We start from the raw sequence: 20,085 nt of genomic DNA on the forward strand, positions 1-20,085 counted from the left end.
AATTCTTCCTCCGCTTGCGGTCGGGAGAATTCGTTTTTTCTTTTGTTGTTTATTCGGGTATATTATCAATACTAATTACAAGGAGGAATTCATCATGCGCGAATTTATCGAAGGCGAACATAAACATACGAATCACTTAATCCATGAAAAATCCCCTTATTTGTTGCAACATGCTCATAATCCGGTCAATTGGATGGCATGGGGCACAGAAGCCTTTACGAAAGCAAAGCGGGAGGGCAAGCCGGTGTTCCTGTCTGTCGGCTATTCCTAGTGAGGCTTATATCTACATGCCATTGGTGTCATGTGATGGAGCGGGAAAGTTTTGAAGATGAAGACGTGGCGGCGCTGCTGAACGAGCATTTTGTGCCAGTTAAGGTTGATCGAGAGGAGCGGCCGGATATTGATCATTTGTATATGGCGTATTGTCAGGCGCTCACCGGGCAGGGAGGTTGGCCGCTGACGGTATTGCTTACACCGGAGCAGAAGCCTTTTTATGCGGGCACTTATTTTCCAAAGCAGACCAAATACGGACGGATCGGCATGATTGACATGCTAGGACAAATTCATAATAAATGGACGCATGAGCGGGAACGGATCGTGGAAGCTGGTGATGCGATCGTACAGCGGATGAATGAGTTTAAAGCGGAAGGCGAGCCAGGCGGTTTTGATGAATCGATCGTGCACCGCGCGTATCAGACGTTAGCAAGTTCGTTTGATGAGCACTATGGCGGCTTTGGCGCAGCGCCGAAATTTCCGACACCGCATCATTTGATGTTTTTATCGGCATATGCTTACACTTATGATCAACCGCAGGCGCTGGATATGGTGCGGACGACGCTGGAGCGCATGTATCGCGGTGGTATGTATGACCATATTGGGTTTGGATTTGCTCGCTATTCAACCGATGAGCAGTGGTTAGTACCGCATTTTGAGAAAATGTTATATGATAACGCATTGCTGGCGATCGCGTATGTGGATGCGTACAGCCTGACCGAAGATGAGCAATATGCGCGGATTGCAGAATCGATTTTTACGTATGTGCTGCGTGATATGACGTCGCCAGAAGGGGCTTTTTATTCGGCAGAGGATGCTGATTCCGAAGGGGTGGAAGGCAAATTTTATTTGTTTGATCGGTATGAGATTGAAGATGTGCTTGGGTTGGAGGCGATGCATACCTATTGTAATGTGTATGATATTACGCCGGAAGGGAATTTTGAAGGGGAAAATATACCGAATCTGATCGCTCGTACGATTGCGGAGATTGCTGAGGAACGCGATCTGAACGAACTTGCTTTGCGTACTGATTTGGAGGAGTATCGGCAGAAGCTGTTTGATTACCGGGAGCAACGAGTGCATCCGTTTAAAGATGATAAAGTGCTCGTCTCATGGAACGGGATGATGATTGCTGCGCTCGCGCATGCAGGCAAAAGGCTGCAACAGCCACAATATACACAAGCTGCCGAGCGTGCCGTTGATTTTATTTGGCAAACGATGTTTCGTCAAGACGGACGGCTAATGTCTCGCTACCGTGATGGGCATGTGGCATTTCCAGCGTATGTGGATGATTATGCCTATCTCATGTGGGGATTGCTGGAGCTATACGAAGCGACCGGAAATTCGCTCTATCTTGAGCATGCAACCGCATTAAAAGCGCAATTGCTAGCATTGTTTTGGGATGATGAGCAGCACGGTTTTTATTTTAGCGGTGCTGAAGGTGATCCGTTGATTAGCCGCACCAAAGAAATTTACGATGGCGCGATCCCTTCCGGCAACTCGGTTGCTGCCTGGGTATTGGCACGACTGGCGGCGATGACTAACGATGACGAGCTACGAGCATATGCCGAGCGTATATTGGATGCTTTTATAGGGACGGTGCAACAATATCCGGCAGGCTACTCGATGCTAATGTTAGCAGGCATGCAACTGTTGAATGGCACGGAGGAGATCGTAGTCACCGGCAAAGCGGAAGATATCGGGTATCAGCAAATGTTAGCTGAAGTGCAAAAAACGTATCGCCCGTTTGCCGCACTGTTGTTCAATGAAAGTGGAGCAGCAGGCGAACCGATACGGAATTTGCTGCCACATTTACATGATAAGCTGTCTAACGGCGATGCGATGACGTATATATGTGAAGGTTTTGTCTGCCATGCACCGCTGACAACGATGGAAGCGGTGACCGAAGCATTGCAGCCGAGGCGCAATTAAGCGAAAGTCAAAACAAACGTAAACAGCGCATTGCTAAATAGGGCAACATCTCGCTAAAATGTTAAAATCGTATCCAGTAAATCAGCGTTTTTGTGCAGTTATATCGTTTACAATAAGAGCAAGCAGGCGAGCATACTATACAGCTCGTCTACTTGCTATGTTATAACACACATATTCCTAAATTTAAGTCATGTTGCTATTACATAATAGGTGTTAAAAGTCGAAAAATATAATATAACGATTGCGGAGGAGTGTCTAATGAGCAGCATACTGATCGTTGATGATTCCCGACTGAATGTTGCCTATCTGCAAAATGTGTTGCATGCTGCGGGTTACGAAAATATTTGCCTGGCTTATTCGGCGTTGGAAGCGTTTCAACAGCTTGGCTTGGAGCCGGAGCGGCAGCCCCAACAGCGCGCTAATATTGACCTTGTGCTGCTTGATATTGTAATGCCCGATATCGATGGGATTGAAGCATGTCGGACGATTAAAAATACAGATATGTATCAAGATTTGCCGATTATTTTTCTGACTGCCGATCGCGCTCATTTTGAAGAAGCATTTGGTGCAGGCGGGATGGATTTTATTGAAAAAGGCGGGCCGGATTATGAGCTGCTTGCCCGTGTACAATCCGCATTACGTTTAAAAAAGGAAATGGACACCCGTAAAAACTGGGAGGCAAAAGTGCAAAAAGATTTGCAGCTTGCCAAACATTTGCAGCGCAGTGTACTGCATCCGCCGCTTGAGGAGCCGGGCATTCGCATTCATAGCCGCTATATGCAATCGGCTGAAGTGTCTGGTGATATGTTTTATTGGAAAATGTTTCCGAATCGCAAATGTGGCGTGCTGCTGATCGATGTGTCCGGACACGGTATATCGGCTGCATTAATTAGCATGTCGATTCGCTCGCTGCTGGACAGTATCGTAGGCTTGTATCGCAAGCCACGCGATGTTTGCGCAGAGCTGAATCGGCAGATGCGCTTGCTATTTGGCAAAACGCGGCGCTCGGCTTATTTTACAGCTATTTATATGTTGATTGATCTGGAGCAGCGTGAGCTTGAATATGTAAATGCCGGGCATCCGCCAGGGCTTTTGCTCAAGCAACATGCGGAGCCTATTAAATTAAAAGGCACTACCGTTCCTATCGGCATTAAGCCGGATATGAAGCTTGATACGGTAAAACTGTCCTATGATGCGCCATGCCGGATTGTGCTGTATACGGATGGATTGGTAGAGCGCCCAGGCATGTCGATCCAGTTCGGGATCGATCGGCTGGAAGAATATGCGGATAGTTTGCATTATGTTGACAATGATGCATTTGTGGATAAGCTGGAACGTTTGAATCGTAATCGAGAGGATGATATTTGCATTCTGTCGATACAATTGGATTAAGGCACGATCGAGAATGGGGGAGAGATCAATGGAACGAAGTGTAATCTCCAGAGGCAAGACCGTTGAACAAGCGATCGACCGTGCCTTGACGCTACTGGAAGCGAGCAAGCAGCAAGTTAGCATCGAGGTCATCGATGAGGAAAATAAAGGTCTGCTCGGATTCAATGTTCGACCGGCTGTTGTAAAAGTAACATTAATGCCGGAGCAACAACAATTTTTGCCGGGACACCAAGCTTCGGATCAATTGCAGCAAGTTGCACAGCGCTCATCAACGGCGCAGGGGATTGCGGAGCGCGAGGTTGTGACAGACAATCAATCGTATCGTCAGCCATTATCGGTATTGGAAACAGAGCAAACAGCAGTATCGATAACGGATGATGTACGATCATATGCTGACATTCCATCCGCTGAAGCTGTACGTAACGGTCAAATTTGGATCGAAGGCGGAGAGGTGCGGGTGCGCACATTTCCTGGCGGTGCATTGCCAAAGTTGGACGCCTTCAAAAGCGGAGATGTACTGATTAACGGTGAGCCGCTTATGGCAGGGCTAACGGCTGAAATTAATGAGCAGGATCGCATCGAAATTATGCTGACAGAGGAGCTGCGTGAACCGATCTGGCAAGTGCAGATCGATGCCAAAGCGATGACGGTGAGCTTGCACGTGGAGCCAGGCAGTCATATCCAGCGTTATTTGCTGGATACCGAGCCAGAAGCGAGATTAATGCTGCGTGTCGGTCAGCGCCGCGAGATTGTGCCAATTGAGTCGGCACGCGTGCTGGAACAGTTGCAAACGCTTGGTGTCGTACATGGTATCGATCGACAAGCGCTTGAACAAACTTGCCGCGTATGTGAAGCTGGTGAATACACGATCGCCAAAGGGACAGAGCCGATTCCCGGCGCTGACGCCATGTTCGAACTGCATGCGGATACCGAAGCGAAGAAGGTACAGCCGAAGCTGCGTCATGACGGCACGATCGATTATCGGGAGACACGCGAATTTCCTTCTGTCGGTGAAGGAGAGCTGATCGGAGTCATACGTCCCGCCAAGCCGGGGCAGGCTGGCATCGATGTGTATGGGCGGCAGATTGCCGCGCCTGCGGTACGCCAAATGCAAATTTTGGCGGGCAAAGATGTGAAGTTATCCGAAGATGGTTTGCAGGCGATTGCCGGGCGTGCCGGTATGCCGACACAGGTGAAGCAAGGTTATAATATTAAACTTTCCATCGTGCCAAAGCTGATGCAGAGCGGCGATATTAATCTGTCGACCGGTAATATTCATTTTCTCGGTGATGTGGAAATTAGCGGTGCGGTGCAGGATACGATGAAGGTCGAAGCCGAAGGCAATATTCATATTCGCGGTAATATTAATATGGCGAATATTGTGGCAGGACAATCGTTGATCGTGAACGCGAATGTGATTAGCAGTCACGTTATCGTGGGACAAATATATCTGTTTTACGGACAGATCGCCCCATTGTTGCAAACGGTGGCAGAACAATCCGAGTTGCTCAAAGCTGCGATTCGGCAAGTGAGCAGTGCGTCTGCTTTTAAGCATGATGATATGAATGAATACGGGCTTGCTCCGCTGTTCAAAGTGTTGTTTCAAGGGCGGTTTCGCGGCATGTATGATATGCTGCAATATATAATCAAGCTGCGAGAGCAATATGGAGTGTTGCCGGGCGATGACTGGAAACGTTATTATGAACAATTGCAGCGTGGATTTTTGACGGATGATTCCAGTCACTTTCGTACAGCTGACGATTTAGAAGGTTTTATTCGACGTACTCGTTATTTGTATTCCGTTGTCGTTGTGCCGGCGATGGAGCAAATTTTTGCCCGGCTTCATCATGTGCAAAACAGTCATATTCGCTGCGGCGGCAATCTGATCATTGAGAAAGGCTGTTATAATGCGCATCTGTATTGTGAAGGGCATCTGCAAGCGGACGGCAATTTGCGTGGCGGTACGTATTATGCGGTAAGTGGGATGACGGTTCAGGAAGCCGGTTCGCCGGGAACCGGCAGTACATCGCTACGTGTAGGCGAGAAAGCGGTCATCCGCGCCAAAAAGATTTTGGCAGGAACGACGATTCAAGTTGGCGAAAGGATACACCAGTTTACGAAAGATATGGAACATGTGGAAGTGAGCATAAACAGCAATAACGAATTTGTATGGCATGGGGAGTGAAAACGATGTTCTCATATCAATTGCAAGAACAGGATGGACAAATTACCGTTTTTTGTGATGGTGATATCGATATTGATGCCGGAGATACGATTGAAGAACAATTGGAACCGGCTTTGCAAACGCAGGAGCAAGTCGTATTAAATTTGGGACAGGTGCATTTTGTCGATTCATCAGGCATTGGCTTATTAATCAGGCTGGTACAAGGATTACAGGAGCAGGAGCGGATCGTAACGCTGGAGCATATCCAGCCTGAAGTGATGGAAGTGTTTGAATTGTTGCAGCTTGATGAGATTTTGGGCAAGGACGTTTTTCGTTAGGTGAATGAGAAGAACATTTATACGATTCCGCTCGGTATTATAGGTTTAGCCAGCCTAGTGTATATGTTTGCGCATCTGAGCAGTATGATCTGGATCGCACTGCCGATGCTGTTGTTTATTATTGTGCTGGATTTGTTCCCCGTTCGGCTTTTGAGTGGTGAGGAGTATAGTGCAAGTGTGGCGGGATTTCTTATTTTACTGCTTGGTTATGGTCTGATTTATGCGTTGATTGGGGTGACGCTCAGTAATGTAGTTACTCATCTGCGCAAAGCGGGTTTTCGCTGGCGACAAATTCACGGCTTTCGAGTGCTGTCGACGCAGGGGAAATATACAATTTGCCTGTTAGCTGCCTCTGTAGCAATGGAGCAGATGAAAGGAATCGTCAGCCTGCCGCTATCGTTGTATGTGCAAGCTGCAGTTGGTGCATTGTTGTTCAGCGGTCTGTATATGGTGCTGGCGGTGATTGTGTCACGTAGCATCGGTCATGTACGTTTGCTAGGTAGCTTGCCTACCAGACTGAAGGAATTGGCGGTGCCGGTGCTGCTCTGTACGGTGATCGTACCGCATTTTTTGAAATATTTGGCGCTCGGTTATATGGCGTATGAAACGCTGTATACGATGCTGTTTCTGCTGTTAATTATTTTTTTCTCACATGGGTATATCGAGCAAGTACGTCTGCGCCGACAAGGGATGGAGGAGTTTATCCGTCTCGGTGAGCTGCGCATCGCTAATCGGGAAGGGCATGGACGTAATGTTGGCATTATTTGCGAGCATGTGTTGGAATTGTTTAACTATCCGAAAAAGCGTCGTGCCGAACTGATCAATATTGCGGCACTGCACGATATCGGCAAAATGCTGCTACCGCTGGAAGTGTTGACCAAACGAGGTGCATTATCACTCAGCGAGCAGCATGAATATGAATCCCATACGCTCAAAGGGGCACAAATTGTCGGCAATATTACCGGTGATCGCCATGCCGCTGCATGGATCAAACATCATCATGAACGGTTTGACGGCAAAGGCTTTCCTGATCGGTTAAAAGGCAATCTGATTCCGTACGAATCGAGAATTATTTGTCTGTGCAATCTGCTTGAATATTTAATTCGTCAATATTCGCAAAATGAAGAAGTGATGGATCAGTTGCAGCGGATGTCAGGCAAACAATTGGACCCGCAACTCGTATGGCGTATTCATGCTGGAACGATCGCTTGGCTGCGTCAATATGTGATTCACGATGAACCGTTAGTAGCGACAGACCTTGCTTCAGTCGTGCATCATGATCATGACAAATCGGTGCAGCAGCTTGCCAGCATAACAGGTGGCACAAAGCTGTTGAAATATGGTGCTGATGGCAGATTGCATGGAGCCGGGTTGCCGGATGTACCGGTTGGTATCGTTAGCGATGCCGAGGTGCTGGCAGAACGTGCCTTGCTCGTTGCTGAAAGCTTTTATGAGGTGCTTGCTAGTGAAGGCAAAACGTATGAAGCGTACTTTTATCCTGAATCGGATCGCATCAACGTCGTATTGACCGACATTACACCTGCACTGCAATACAGAGAAGACCTGCACTACAATACACTTCGTTCATACCGAGAAGTCATTCGTACGTTATCGCACAGCAAGATCGATATTTGCCTGCAACCGCAAGAGATTGAGCGTGAATTAGGTATGCGGCTAGATGGCATGGAAGTGTGTACGCGTGGAGATGTATCGTCCAGCCGTAACTTGGTGATGGAGCATGTGCCAGAGTGGTATCGTCAGCAATATCCGAAAAAGCTAATGAGCATCAAATTGGCGGTATCGGAAGGTGTGACCAATCTGATCAAACATGCCGAGCAAGGTAAAATTGGCGTCTATCAGCAATCAAACCGCTTGCAGGTATACATTACCGATCATGGTTCAGGCATTCCACTGCATGAGCTGCCCAAGACGATTCTCGTCTCCGGTTATAGTAGCAAAAGTTCGCTTGGCAAAGGTTTTGCAGTTATGTATATGTCTGCCGACCGAATTATGCTGCATACGAGTTCGGACGGAACGGCGATTTTGCTTGAGTTTATGATGGTAGCTGAAGAAACCGGCTGACTAATCCGTAAAGGAGAAAGCAGCCGGTTTTTGTCGTGTAGATGTACAACAGTAACTTAATTGCTATTACATATTGGATTGTTTTTGACGAAAAATAAGTATACCCTTTATCCGCAGGAGGCACACACAGATGAGCAACATACTAATCGTTGATGATTCCAGATTGAATCTGGCTTTTATGGAAAATATATTGAAATCCGCCGGTTATGAGGAAGTATGGACGGCAAGCTCGGCTGAAGAAGCGTATGAGCGTCTCGCCATGTCGGGCGAACAAATCCCGCGTAAAGCTGTCGCGGTCGATTTGATTTTACTCGATATTGTCATGCCGGAAATCGATGGCATTGAGGCTTGCCGACGGATCAAAAGTGTACCGGTGTATCAAGATGTGCCGATCATTTTTTTGACTGCTGATCGGGCGCATTTTAAGGAAGCATTTAACGTAGGTGGCATGGATTTTATCGAAAAAGGTGGCCCAGATTATGAGCTGCTGGCACGCGTACAATCCGCATTACGTCTGAAAAAAGAAATGGATGCACGCAAAGAATGGGAAAGCCGGGTAAGCAAAGATTTACAACTGGCGCGCCATCTGCAAAATAGCGTCATGACGCCACCATTGACCGAACCTGGCATTAGTATCCGCAGCAGTTATATGCAGTCTTCGGATGTGTCGGGTGATATGTTTTATTGGAAAGCATTTAACGATCATCAATATGGCATCTTATTGATCGATGTTTCACTAAGCGGCATCCCGGCAGCACTCATCAGTATGTCGATTCGTTCATTGCTGGATGGCATCGTCGGCATTTATCGCCGACCGAAAGAAGTATGTGCCGAACTCAATCGGCAAATGCGCACATTGTTTGGTAAAATGCGGCGCGCGATTTATTTTACAGCAATTTATGTAATGGTCGATACGCACAAACAGCAACTTGAATATTTTAATGCGGGTCATACACAAGGGCTGCTGCTGACAGACGGTGAAGCTGCACAACGCCTTAGCGTCACGACAGAGCCAATCGGGATGAAGCAAGATATGAAGACCGATATTCATGTGATCGATTATAAAGGGGATGCACGGATCGTATTGTATACGAATGGCTTGATCACACGCCCGGGTACGAATCCGAAAACAGTCATTCAGGAGCTAGAGCAATATGCACAAAGCTTATTGTACTTGGATAATGATGCCTTTTTAAGCAAACTTGCCCGGCTGAATCGGCAGCACGAGGATGTGTGTATTATTTCGATTGATCTAAGCCAGTCGCAAGCTGAAGCATAGTATAATAAAAAGAACGCCAATATACGTTGCCTGGAACGGTTCCTCTAATGTTAAGACAACGAGCTAAACACCTGCAATAAGCGAAATCCTTTGATAACACAAGGAATTCATAGTGCAGGTGTTTGCCAGTTGTCGCAGGATGAGGATAGTTCCTTTTGGCGTACAATGGTGTTATTTTTACTATGACATTCGCTTACTGCTGTTTACAATTGCTGATACGTGATACGTGATACGTGATACGTGATACGTGATACGTGATACGTGATACATGATACGTCGTCATCGGTATATGGTCTGAAAAGTATAGTCGATATACGAATCATCGTCATATCGCTATTTTCGCAAACAAGCATCATTTCATCGAAACGTTATTTGTGCCTAATTAAGCGAGCACTTCCTTGTTAGAGCCAGATGGGGCAATAGCGGCATGGTTTGGCGCCGTCGCTTGAATACCAAGCAACTCCTGCTGCTCCTGTACACTCCCTTGCCGTAGTGGTAATACATCCTCATACTCAAACGTATTCGTAACGATAATCGGCGTCACGGTGGCACAGCCAGCATTACGAATTTGCTCCAAATCCATTTCCAGCAGCAATTGACCAGCAGTCACGCGATTCCCTTCTTGTACATGTAGCGTAAATGGTTTGCCTTCCAGCTTCACCGTATCGATCCCAACATGGATTAAAATTTCCGCGCCATGATCGGATACGATCGCCAGCGCATGTTTTTTCTTAAACGCAACGGTAATCGTCCCGTCAAATGGAGCAACTACCCGTCCGGCAGTAGGTTCGATCGCGATCCCTTTGCCCATCGCTTCAGAGGCAAAGGCTGGATCAGGTACTTCGGTTAGCGGTACGATATGTCCAGCAATCGGGCTAAGCACTTTCTCATCGATTTGACCGGTAGTGCCGCTTGTCGGTGTAACCGGTGCTGCGGATGGCGCTTCTTCTTCAACCGGGTCTTTAAAGCCAAGTACATAAGCGAGTGTAGCCGAGATTAGAAACGATGCGGTAATCCCGATTAGCAAGCCTGGAAAACCTTGACCGCCCGGTCCATAGAAAATAGGCAATGTGAGCAGTCCTGGTGCACCGGAAGCAAACGCTTCTGTACCGGCTTGACCGATAATCGCACCACCGACACCACCGCCGATAATGCCAGCGATAAATGGACGCTTGAGCGGCAATGTTACCCCATATACGGCAGGCTCGGTAATTCCGAACAAAGCGGATAATGTGGCGGAACCGGCGAGTGTTTTCAGCTTTTTGTTTTTCGTACGTAGCATGACACCTAATGCGGCTCCTGTCTGGGCAAATACCGAAGCAGCAGCGGCAGGTTTGATACCATCGCGTCCGTGTACAGCGATATTGTTAATAAATACAGGCACTAAACCCCAATGTACGCCGAAAATGACGAACAACTGCCAGCACGCACCCATAATCGCACCAGCAATCAACGGGCTAAAGCCAAACGCTGCGATCAAGCCGGTAGCAATCGCATTGCCGACATACACACCAAATGGGCCAAATACGATCAATGTTAACGGTACCATCACGACGAGCGAGATAAGCGGCGTAACGAAATTTTTAACGCTTTCATGAATGTAGCGATTGCACAGCTTTTCCAGCTTACTCATCACAATAACGGCGATAATAATCGGAATTACGGTGGACGAATAACTCATCATAATGACCGGAATGCCGAAAAACACCGTTTCCGTGCTTGTCGTTTTTAACTCAATGATCGAAGGATAGACGAGCGCACCGGCAATCGTTAGTGCGGTAAATGTATTGCCGCCAAATTTACGTGCCGTTGTTACCGCCAACAGCAGTGGCAAGAAGTAAAACAGACTGTCCGCTGTTGCCATCAAAATTGTGTATGTCGTTTCTTTTGTGCTAAGCCAGCCTACATTGCTGGCGATTAGCAGCAACCCTTTCAAAATACCCGCACCTGCCATCACACCGAGCAGTGGGGCGAAAATGCTGGAAATGACATCAATGATGGCACCAAAGCCTTTTTTGGCAGTAGTGGATGTTGTATCTTTTTTCGTATCGTCCAAAATAGTCGACACCTGACCGATCGCAGCATACACTTCAGGCACCGTATTGCCGATGACGACCTGAAATTGCCCGCCGCTTTCCTTAACGGTAATAATGCCATCCATATGTTCCAGCTTCGTTTTATCCGCCTTAGACTGATCTTTTAACGTAAAACGAAGCCTTGTCGCACAGTGTACAAGCGAGGCAACATTTTGTTCTCCACCTACGCCTTGCACGATCTCTTTTGCCAATTTTTCATAACTCATCAGGGACACCTCCAATTTTTGGCAAACAAAAAACCCGAGCCATGACAAACGGAGGACAAAAAAGAACACAATGGTCCTTGCCGTTTCTCATGACTCAGGTTTTGCCTGCATAACCAGTAACAATCCGAGTCCGGTTATATGCGGTTGTTACATTTACAATATAACGCTTTCATTCATTTGTCAATGCATACATTTGCATGGTGATGATTTACATTTACTTCATGTTCAGTCTACATAGAAGATGACAAAAGACGGGACAGCATGGAGGAGATGCCGCTTATTTCCTTTATCTGCGACTGACGATTCGTTCAATATGAACGGTCAAATAAAGCATTTCTTCATTCGTCAGCTCATGCCCATGTTCCTTTTTCACAAACAGGCGTATTTTATCTGTACAAGCGGCAGCATCGCGATGCTGTTCCCTAATCATCGTATACAAATGATCATAATTACTGTCATAGTGCGTACCATGCACAATACGCTGGGCAAAAAATTTAAGATGCGTAATAAAGCGAAAATAGCTAAGCGAGTCTTCTTCAAACTCGGTTTTAAAATGATATTTTACAATATTAATAATACTGTGCATAAATTTAGTAATGTTCAGCGTCGTGCCAACTTCTTCGTTCATTTCGGCATTGACGATATGGATCGCAATAAAAGCTGCTTCATCTTCAGGCAGCATGATGCCCATATGTCCGTGAATTTGCTCTAACATACGTAGTCCGATTGCAAATTCTTCGCGATATAACTGCTTGATCTCCCAGAGCAATGCGTTTTTGATTTCCAGTCCTTTTTGATGACGCTCAATCGCAAAATTGATATGATCGGTCAATGAAACGTAAATGTTTTCGTTCAATGTTTTGCTAAGTGTTTGATGGCTATACGCGATAATTTCCTCAACGATGACGATCAGATCGAGCGGCACTTCACGCAGCAACATTTTGAAATTGTCGGACGCTTTTTTATTTTTGAGCGCAAATACTTTTTGAATTTTGTGCTGTTCTACTTCTTCGCCGGGCTTTTTTTTAAAGGCGATTCCGCGCCCCATTACAACTAGCTCGGTGCCATCTGCTTGGTACACACTAATCACATTGTTGTTGATCACTTTAGCAATTTTCATCTAAACCCCCCCCCCCCCCCGCTCTCAATACCTTCATACGAATCGCTATCATGGAACAGGTCTACGAAAGATAGTGCCGATCTATATTGTCTATGTATCGTATAAGGCAACTTTCTTAACATAACAAAAAACCTGAAGCACGACAAAACAGAAGGAGCGGACTTCGCTTTCCTCGCTTTGGCGGCTTAGGTTTTGCCTGTAGACCAGTAACAATCCTAATCCAATATGGATGCCGTTAATAAGGCGTATAACTTACTCAAGTGTAGCTGTAACAATGTACGCTGTCAACGCTTTCAATGCGTAAATAAGTAATGTTAAGGCAGGATCACCGTCATCTTTGATGTTGGTACATATGCAAAAAGAGCGGACACAGACAATGAAAATTATACCTGTGTCCGCCCTTTTATTGAGTAGCTTAATAACGTATAAATACAGTGACTCCGAGGACGACAATTACGAAACAGTGCAAAACAGTGCGAAATAGTCGCATAGAACGATCACTATTACTTTGACCGAGATGGATGTTAATTTTGAAGCTTGCTCCAGCTTTAGTTATAAGGATGTAAACACACAATCAAAGTTTAAATTTAACTTGGTCTGCGTATTATTATAGATGTATACATGCCTATTGAAATTGTGGCCTATGTGCTGTGCAGAATTGTAGAAGATCACTTGTCCAATAGTGACCGTCACCCCATACTTACAGCCCTAAATCCGCTCCACGACTGGCGATCACTCGCTTGTACCAGTCAAAACTTTGCTTTTTCTCACGTTTTAAGGAGCCGTTCCCTTCATTATCGCGATCTACATAAATATAACCGTAACGTTTGCGCATTTCACCAGAGGAAGCACTAACAATATCGATCGGTCCCCAGCTAGTATAGCCGATAATATTTACACCATCTTGAATCGCTTCGCCCATCTCGGCAATATGGCGCTGCAAATAGTCGATTCGGTAATCGTCGGCAACAGTGCCATCTGCCGCTAGTTCGTCATTGGCACCAAGACCATTTTCCACGACAAACAGCGGTTTTTGATAGCGATCATGCAGCTGATTGGCGGTAATGCGGAAACCTTTCGGATCGATCGTCCAGCCCCATTCCGATTTAGCAAGATATGGATTTGCGACCGAACCAAACACATTTCCAGACGTCATATTTTGGGTCACTTCAGGATCGGTACTTGTCGTACGGCTGGAATAGTAGCTAAAGCCGATATAATCAACCGTATGATCTTTTAAAATTTGCTCGTCACCCGGTTCCATCGCAATTTGCAAGCCATGATCGCGGAAAAAGCGTTTCGCATAACCCGGATATTCGCCGCGTGATTGTACATCGATAAAAAAGTACGATTCGCGATCTTTTTCCATACCTTGATACACATCTTCCGGATTACATGTATATGGATAAAAGCTGCCAGCAGCAAGCATACAGCCGATTATTGCATTCGGAATCAACTCATGGCAAGCTTTCACAGCAAGTGCGCTTGCCACCAGTTGATGATGGGCAGCTTGATACTGAATCTGTTTCACATTGTCACCTTCGCGGAAGGTCAGACCAGCTCCAAGAAACGGCAAATGCAGCAACATATTGATCTCGTTAAATGTCATCCAGTATTTCACTTTATGTTTGTAACGCTCTAGCACCGTGCGCGCATACAGCTCAAACAGATCGACCAGCTTGCGGCTACGCCAGCTACCATATTTCTCGATCAATACAACCGGCACATCAAAATGCGCTAATGTTACAACAGGCTCAATGCCATAGTGGAGCAGCTTATCAAACAGATCATCATAAAATTGCAAACCTTGCTCATTCGGCTGTGTATCTTCACCGGTAGGGAAAATGCGTGCCCATGAGATCGATATACGCAGCGCCTTAAAGCCCATTTCCGCAAATAAGGCGATATCTTCCGGATAACGATGGTAGAAATCAATTGCTTCATGCGAAGGATAAAATTCATGTGCAAGCGGTGTTAGCGAAGGGACGTAGCCTTTCATGATGTTGCGACGATTTTCGCCAGTTGGTAGCAGATCGACAAGAGTCAACCCTTTGCCGTCTTCGAGATACGCACCTTCAGCCTGATTGGCAGCAATGGCGCCACCCCACAAAAAGTGCTCTGGAAATGTAAAATTAGACATAGTAAAACTCCTTTCGCAGCATAATTGAGAATATGAACCGAACAGGGAGGATGTACAGAAAAAAAGAAAACCTGAACGAAGCCTGGCGTATCGATACATACGCTCAGGTTCGTTCAGGTTATGCCCCGCAGGTAACATTCCGGAAATGAATATAGTTGTCATTACAACTCTAGCAAGCAATGAACACGCTGTCAACTGCGAGGCTGCAAAAATCCCCCTCCGATTATACAGCATCAAAGGGGGAAGATATTTCATACATAACATTAATCGCGGATGATCGCTTGAATTTCTTCTTCGTCATCATTAACGATCAGTTCCACTTGATCACGGAATACTCTCGCATTGTATTCAGAGAACAGATAGCGCAGAATCGCTTCGTAAAGATTACTTTCGATCAGGTACTGGCTGCGTCCCAGTGCCCACACCTCAGCAGTAAAACTTGTATCTTCATCCCAGGCGAGCTGAACCGTTACATCGGTAGGCTTGATGCCTTTACGCTCTGCGATGTTCAGACAAACTGCATTAATAATCTCGTCCATACTTAGTGTCATAGCCATTAGCGTCTGTCATAAGGGTCAGCTGGTTTTTTACGCTGACGAATCATACGATAAATGCCGCGAGCTGCAATAAAGAGTACAAAAATAGCGAGCAGGTTAACGATCAATCCAAGGAAATCGCCCATAAAGCCCATATTAGCGAACATGCCGCCAAACATCATCCCTGCCAAACCACCGACCATCAGACCGGTGAAAAAGCTGCCGCCGCTGAAAAATCCGCGTTTACCGGTCGTTGCATTGGCGCCTGTGCCAGTATTCGAACGATTTGTACTGTTGACGCTACCGTTCGTACTGTCAGAACGTTTAGGTGTAGTTGTATACGATTTGGGCTGTGACTTAAAGCCACCGCCACGTCTTGCATCGGCATCACTGGCAAACGCACCAAGTGAAGCGAAAAATACAGTAAATGCCATGAAGACCATAAGCACTTTTTTCATAATGTGTAAGTTCCCCCTGTGTAGGTTGATTTAGTATTTGGATACGTATTCTATACAGGTGATACGGATGACCATCCGCTTGGTTTCAAAAATTTTAAATAAAATGCAATTAATAGATAATAATCCTATGAAGTGACAATGACATCAATGATCGGATTAACGATGTTGTGGCTCGGAAGGCACTTCAGGAATTGCTGCATTTTTCAACATATCAATGACCCATGTCGTCCATTCCATATTAGAGCGAGCTGTACCAAGCGCTTTATGACGCAAAATGTACAATCCAAAATCAGGTGAGCCAAAATGATGGCTCTCATCCGCCATCTTATGAATCGCTTGCTCAAAATAATGAATTTGCTCTTGATAAAAAATAGAGCGTTTACGGAACAGCGCAATTGCCGTATCACGATCGGTAATCCACAGACAAAACGCTTTCAAAACGAGTTCATCACGGGAGACAGGTTCGCCAGCAGGCAACTGCATCCATTCTTGAAGCTTTTGCTCACCAAGCGGTGTGATCGCATAAATCTTTTTGTCCGGTTTATCGGTTTGTTTTACCCATTCTGCAGTCAGTAACTGTTGCTCCTCCATACGGGACAGTAATGGGTAAATTTGACTATGCTTAGCTTGCCAGAACGGTTGAATTCTAAGCATAAGGTCATAGCCTGAAGAACGATTACGGGCAAGCAATGCAAGTAAACCATAAGATAATGTATTCATAAGGCAGTCTCTCCTATCTTCGAGCAGCAAATCAGCCGATTTAAAATAAAGTGTACACTACAACTGTATGCTTTCGCAATAAACCATCACGTAAAAAACGTAAAACCATACAGTAACGAGGTGAATTTAGACATAAAATTTTCATAAATGAATAGGATGCGAACACGGATGACAACGGTCAAGCTAGCCCAAATGAGCAGCAATGGATCAACAATTCCGCAATTCAACACGTAAAATGTGTATTGTAGCAGCACACAAGGATCGGCCAATCCGCTGCATAGTATGGTGAAACATCGTGCTTGTTGTACGGATATGCAAATGTTCGCTAAACATTGTTGTCCATTACAAAGATAGCATGCGCTTATGTACCGTACGTATGAGCAGGCAAAAGGATTCAAAAAAGTTATTATTTTTTTAGATATTTTTTATGTATATTTTGATAATGGGCGGAAGTCCTGTATAACAGAGCGATTTGGCGTTCACACGCTTCATTTCATTTGAAACGTTAACAGGTTCGACCACTAGCTAAAATGGAGGATGACGATTCGAAGATACCATTTGAAGACACTAATGAAGGCACTAATTTAGAGGCGCAAATAAAATATAAACCCAAAATAAAAGGACACAAACGCAATGTTTGTGTCCTGGTGGCATGCCTCCCGCATCGTTGGCATACACGGTGCCAATCATGCGCTTTGCTCCACTAAACGGAAGAATTTTGGTGTTCGTAACCGTTAACGAGCAATTCCAATTGACCTGTCGAGGGATCAATGATCATGCCGTGCACGGGTACATGGGGGGGAAGTAATGGATGATTCTTAATCATATCCACGCTTTTCATTACCCCGTTCTTTTCACTGCCAAACCCTTGCAACCAATTTTTCAAATCTATTCCAGAATGTTCTAATGTTGCTAAAACTTCCTGCGATATACCACGTTCTTTAATTTCGTTAATCATATGATCGGCATTGAGTGCCGCCATACCGCAGCCATAATGACCGCAAATAATAACTTCTTCCGCTTGCAGCTCATACAAGGCAACCAATATGCTGCGCATTACACTACCATAAGGATGAGAAATGACCGCGCCTGCATTTTTAATGATTTTGGCATCGCCGTTACGCAGGTTCATTGCACGCGGCAACAGCTCGGTTAGCCGTGTGTCCATACAGGTCACAACAACCAGCTTTTTATCAGGAAATGCGCTGGAACGATACGGTTCATAGGCTTTAGAAGAAACAAATTGTTCATTGTGCTCAAGAATGGAATGAATGGAATCCATAAGTTCTCCTCCTAATCGATGCCAAATGGCACCATGAATTTAAATTCATTTTCGTGAATAATTATTCACTGTAGTTACAATTAGCATGGCGTCTGTCAGACACAAATTCCAGATAATAAAATAATACATTTTTCACTAAATTGCAAACCAAATGTTGGAATTTATTAAATTACGATAGCACAACAATACCGATAGCAGCTGCTGGAATTCGCCATGCAGTAACAGGTTGTCAGGCGCCGATCAGTGAAGCTGTTATGATGTAACATTGATTATAAAGCTTGAAAAACGTATCATCAAGCAGTAAGATGTTTTACTTTCTCCGCTGTCGTTAATGTTTGCAATCGCTTTATGATGCTGATGAACAGTAAGCAGCGTCGTTTAACGTACAGTGGAAATAGATATACTCATTTTAAGAGCCGAAGGAGATCATATGATGGAACAAAATGTACAGCAAGTAGTGAACTCATTCAAGCAGCTCGTACATAAGATGACGAGTTATTACGAAGCGCTCGGTCTGCTTGGCTGGGATTTACGCACAGGTGCACCGCGTAAAGGGGCAGAACTGCGCGCGGAAACGATCGGTATTTTGGCAACAGAGGCGTTTAAGTTGTCCATTTCCGACGAGATGGGCGAGTATGTGGAATTTCTGTCGCGTCCGGAAGTGTCCGCTCAGCTTAGCGATGTGGAGCGGCGTTCGGTAAAAGAATGCAAAGACGAATATGAGCGCAGTCTCAAAATTCCACCAGAGCGGTTTCAAAAATATTCCAGCCTGACGACTCATGCGCAGACGGTATGGGAAGAAGCAAAGCATAATAATGATTTTGTCGGTTTTGAGCCATTGCTCCGTGAAATTGTGGACATGAAGCGCGAATTTATCGATTATTGGGGTGTAAAAGATACGCGTTATGATACGCTGCTTGATATGTATGAGCCGGATATGACAGTAGTGAAGCTGGATGCGGTTTTTGATCGTCTTAAAGCGCGTCTTGTGCCGCTATTGCAACGCATCCAGCAATCCGGTTACACCCCGCCACATGATTTCCTAAAGCAAAACTATGATTTGCAAAAGCAAGAGGAGATCGGTCTGTTTCTGCTCCAACAAATGGGTTATGACTTTGATGCTGGGCGTCTTGATGAGAGTGAGCATCCATTTGCGACCGGGCTGAATCCAGGCGATGTGCGCATTACGACTCATTATTACCCTGACGATCTGCTAAGTGCAATTTTCAGCTCGCTACATGAAGGTGGACATGCATTGTATGAGCAAAACATTTCCACTGATCTTGTCGGAACAGGCCTTGCTACCGGTACATCGATGGGTATCCATGAATCACAATCCCGTTTCTGGGAAAATATCGTCGGTCGCAGCCGTGTGTTCTGGGATTGCTATTATGATCGTTTGCAGCTATTGTTTCCAGAGCAACTTGGAGCGGTGAGCAAGGAGCAATTTTACGAAGCAGCGAACCGTGTGGAAAATTCCTTAATTCGGATCGAAGCGGATGAACTGACATACAATTTGCACATTATTATTCGTTATGAAATCGAAAAGATGCTGTTTAACGATCATTTGGCAGTTGCCGATTTGCCGCAAGTGTGGAATGCCAAATACAAACAATACTTAGGTATCGAGCCACCAACCGACGCGCTTGGTGTATTGCAAGATGTGCATTGGTCAGGCGGGGATTTTGGTTATTTTGCTTCATATTCGCTCGGCAATATGTATGCTGCACAAATGACGAACACGATGCGTGAGCAACTGCCGCAGTTTGAACAGTGGATCGCTGCTGGCAATTTGTTGCCGATCAAGGAATGGTTAACCGACAAAATCTATCGTTTTGGCAAAAGCAAAACGCCGTCTGAGCTTATTATGGATATTACGGGCGAACAATTGAACCCGGATTATTTGGCGGATTATTTGGAAGCGAAGTATACGGAAATTTATAAGCTGTAACTGGATTTATTAGCGATTGTAATTTGCTGTAATAAGCGATAGCTAAAAGCCTATCTCACGACTGTAATGTCGTATGATCCGCTCCTTACCGATGGTGGAGAGACGTTCTTGGATAC

15 protein-coding genes are annotated in these 20,085 nt (G+C 45.5%); 8 read left to right on the top strand and 7 right to left on the bottom strand.

What is annotated here, in order from left to right:
* The first annotated feature begins 94 nt into the window (after positions 1 to 94).
* The 7 genes from U1I11_RS05070 (at position 95) to U1I11_RS05100 (ending at position 9,460) form a co-directional block, all read left to right on the top strand.
* Positions 95 to 271, top strand: coding sequence for a DUF255 domain-containing protein (locus U1I11_RS05070; RefSeq protein WP_322904315.1), 177 nt, complete (start codon positions 95 to 97; stop codon positions 269 to 271).
* A gap of 35 nt (positions 272 to 306) precedes the next feature.
* A complete protein-coding gene (locus U1I11_RS05075) occupies positions 307 to 2,205 on the top strand; it encodes a thioredoxin domain-containing protein (RefSeq protein WP_322904317.1) in 1,899 nt (632 codons plus the stop codon).
* 258 nt (positions 2,206 to 2,463) lie between these two features.
* A complete protein-coding gene (locus tag U1I11_RS05080) occupies positions 2,464 to 3,597 on the top strand; it encodes a PP2C family protein-serine/threonine phosphatase (RefSeq protein ID WP_322904318.1) in 1,134 nt (377 codons plus the stop codon).
* 28 nt (positions 3,598 to 3,625) lie between these two features.
* Positions 3,626 to 5,782, top strand: a complete 2,157-nt coding sequence (locus U1I11_RS05085) for a FapA family protein (RefSeq protein ID WP_322904319.1) — start codon at positions 3,626 to 3,628, stop codon at positions 5,780 to 5,782.
* 5 nt (positions 5,783 to 5,787) lie between these two features.
* The gene (locus U1I11_RS05090; protein WP_322904321.1) at positions 5,788 to 6,099 is read left to right on the top strand and encodes an STAS domain-containing protein; all 312 of its coding nucleotides are present in this window, start codon (positions 5,788 to 5,790) and stop codon (positions 6,097 to 6,099) included.
* A complete protein-coding gene (locus tag U1I11_RS05095; RefSeq protein ID WP_322904323.1) occupies positions 6,100 to 8,181 on the top strand; it encodes an HD domain-containing phosphohydrolase in 2,082 nt (693 codons plus the stop codon).
* A 130-nt stretch (positions 8,182 to 8,311) separates the two neighbouring features.
* On the top strand, positions 8,312 to 9,460 hold the full coding sequence (locus tag U1I11_RS05100; protein WP_322904325.1) for a PP2C family protein-serine/threonine phosphatase: 1,149 nt from the start codon (positions 8,312 to 8,314) through the stop codon (positions 9,458 to 9,460).
* 382 nt (positions 9,461 to 9,842) lie between these two features.
* On the opposite strand, the gene U1I11_RS05105 is transcribed toward U1I11_RS05100, so the two are convergent.
* From U1I11_RS05105 to U1I11_RS05135, 7 genes are all read right to left on the bottom strand, one after another.
* Positions 9,843 to 11,762, bottom strand: coding sequence for a beta-glucoside-specific PTS transporter subunit IIABC (locus U1I11_RS05105; RefSeq protein WP_322904327.1), 1,920 nt, complete (start codon positions 11,760 to 11,762; stop codon positions 9,843 to 9,845).
* Between the two features lie 286 nt (positions 11,763 to 12,048).
* Positions 12,049 to 12,882, bottom strand: coding sequence for a BglG family transcription antiterminator LicT (gene licT, locus U1I11_RS05110; protein ID WP_322904329.1), 834 nt, complete (start codon positions 12,880 to 12,882; stop codon positions 12,049 to 12,051).
* 700 nt (positions 12,883 to 13,582) lie between these two features.
* Positions 13,583 to 15,022: a 6-phospho-beta-glucosidase gene (locus U1I11_RS05115; protein ID WP_322904331.1), complete on the bottom strand. Its 1,440-nt coding sequence runs from the start codon at positions 15,020 to 15,022 to the stop codon at positions 13,583 to 13,585.
* A 263-nt stretch (positions 15,023 to 15,285) separates the two neighbouring features.
* A complete protein-coding gene (locus tag U1I11_RS05120; RefSeq protein ID WP_322904529.1) occupies positions 15,286 to 15,573 on the bottom strand; it encodes a YxcD family protein in 288 nt (95 codons plus the stop codon).
* Between the two features lie 5 nt (positions 15,574 to 15,578).
* Positions 15,579 to 16,016, bottom strand: a complete 438-nt coding sequence (locus U1I11_RS05125; protein WP_322904333.1) for a hypothetical protein — start codon at positions 16,014 to 16,016, stop codon at positions 15,579 to 15,581.
* Between the two features lie 156 nt (positions 16,017 to 16,172).
* Complete coding sequence (locus tag U1I11_RS05130) at positions 16,173 to 16,736, bottom strand: PadR family transcriptional regulator (RefSeq protein WP_322904335.1); 564 nt, start codon at positions 16,734 to 16,736, stop codon at positions 16,173 to 16,175.
* Between the two features lie 703 nt (positions 16,737 to 17,439).
* Positions 17,440 to 18,018, bottom strand: coding sequence for a beta-class carbonic anhydrase (locus U1I11_RS05135; RefSeq protein WP_322904337.1), 579 nt, complete (start codon positions 18,016 to 18,018; stop codon positions 17,440 to 17,442).
* A 433-nt stretch (positions 18,019 to 18,451) separates the two neighbouring features.
* Between U1I11_RS05135 and U1I11_RS05140 the strand changes: the two genes are divergently transcribed.
* Positions 18,452 to 19,969: a carboxypeptidase M32 gene (locus tag U1I11_RS05140; RefSeq protein ID WP_322904531.1), complete on the top strand. Its 1,518-nt coding sequence runs from the start codon at positions 18,452 to 18,454 to the stop codon at positions 19,967 to 19,969.
* Positions 19,970 to 20,085 lie beyond the last annotated feature (116 nt).

Origin of the sequence: Paenibacillus campi (genome assembly GCF_034659835.1) — a bacterium.
In the GTDB taxonomy this organism is placed as follows: domain Bacteria; phylum Bacillota; class Bacilli; order Paenibacillales; family Paenibacillaceae; genus Saccharibacillus; species Saccharibacillus campi.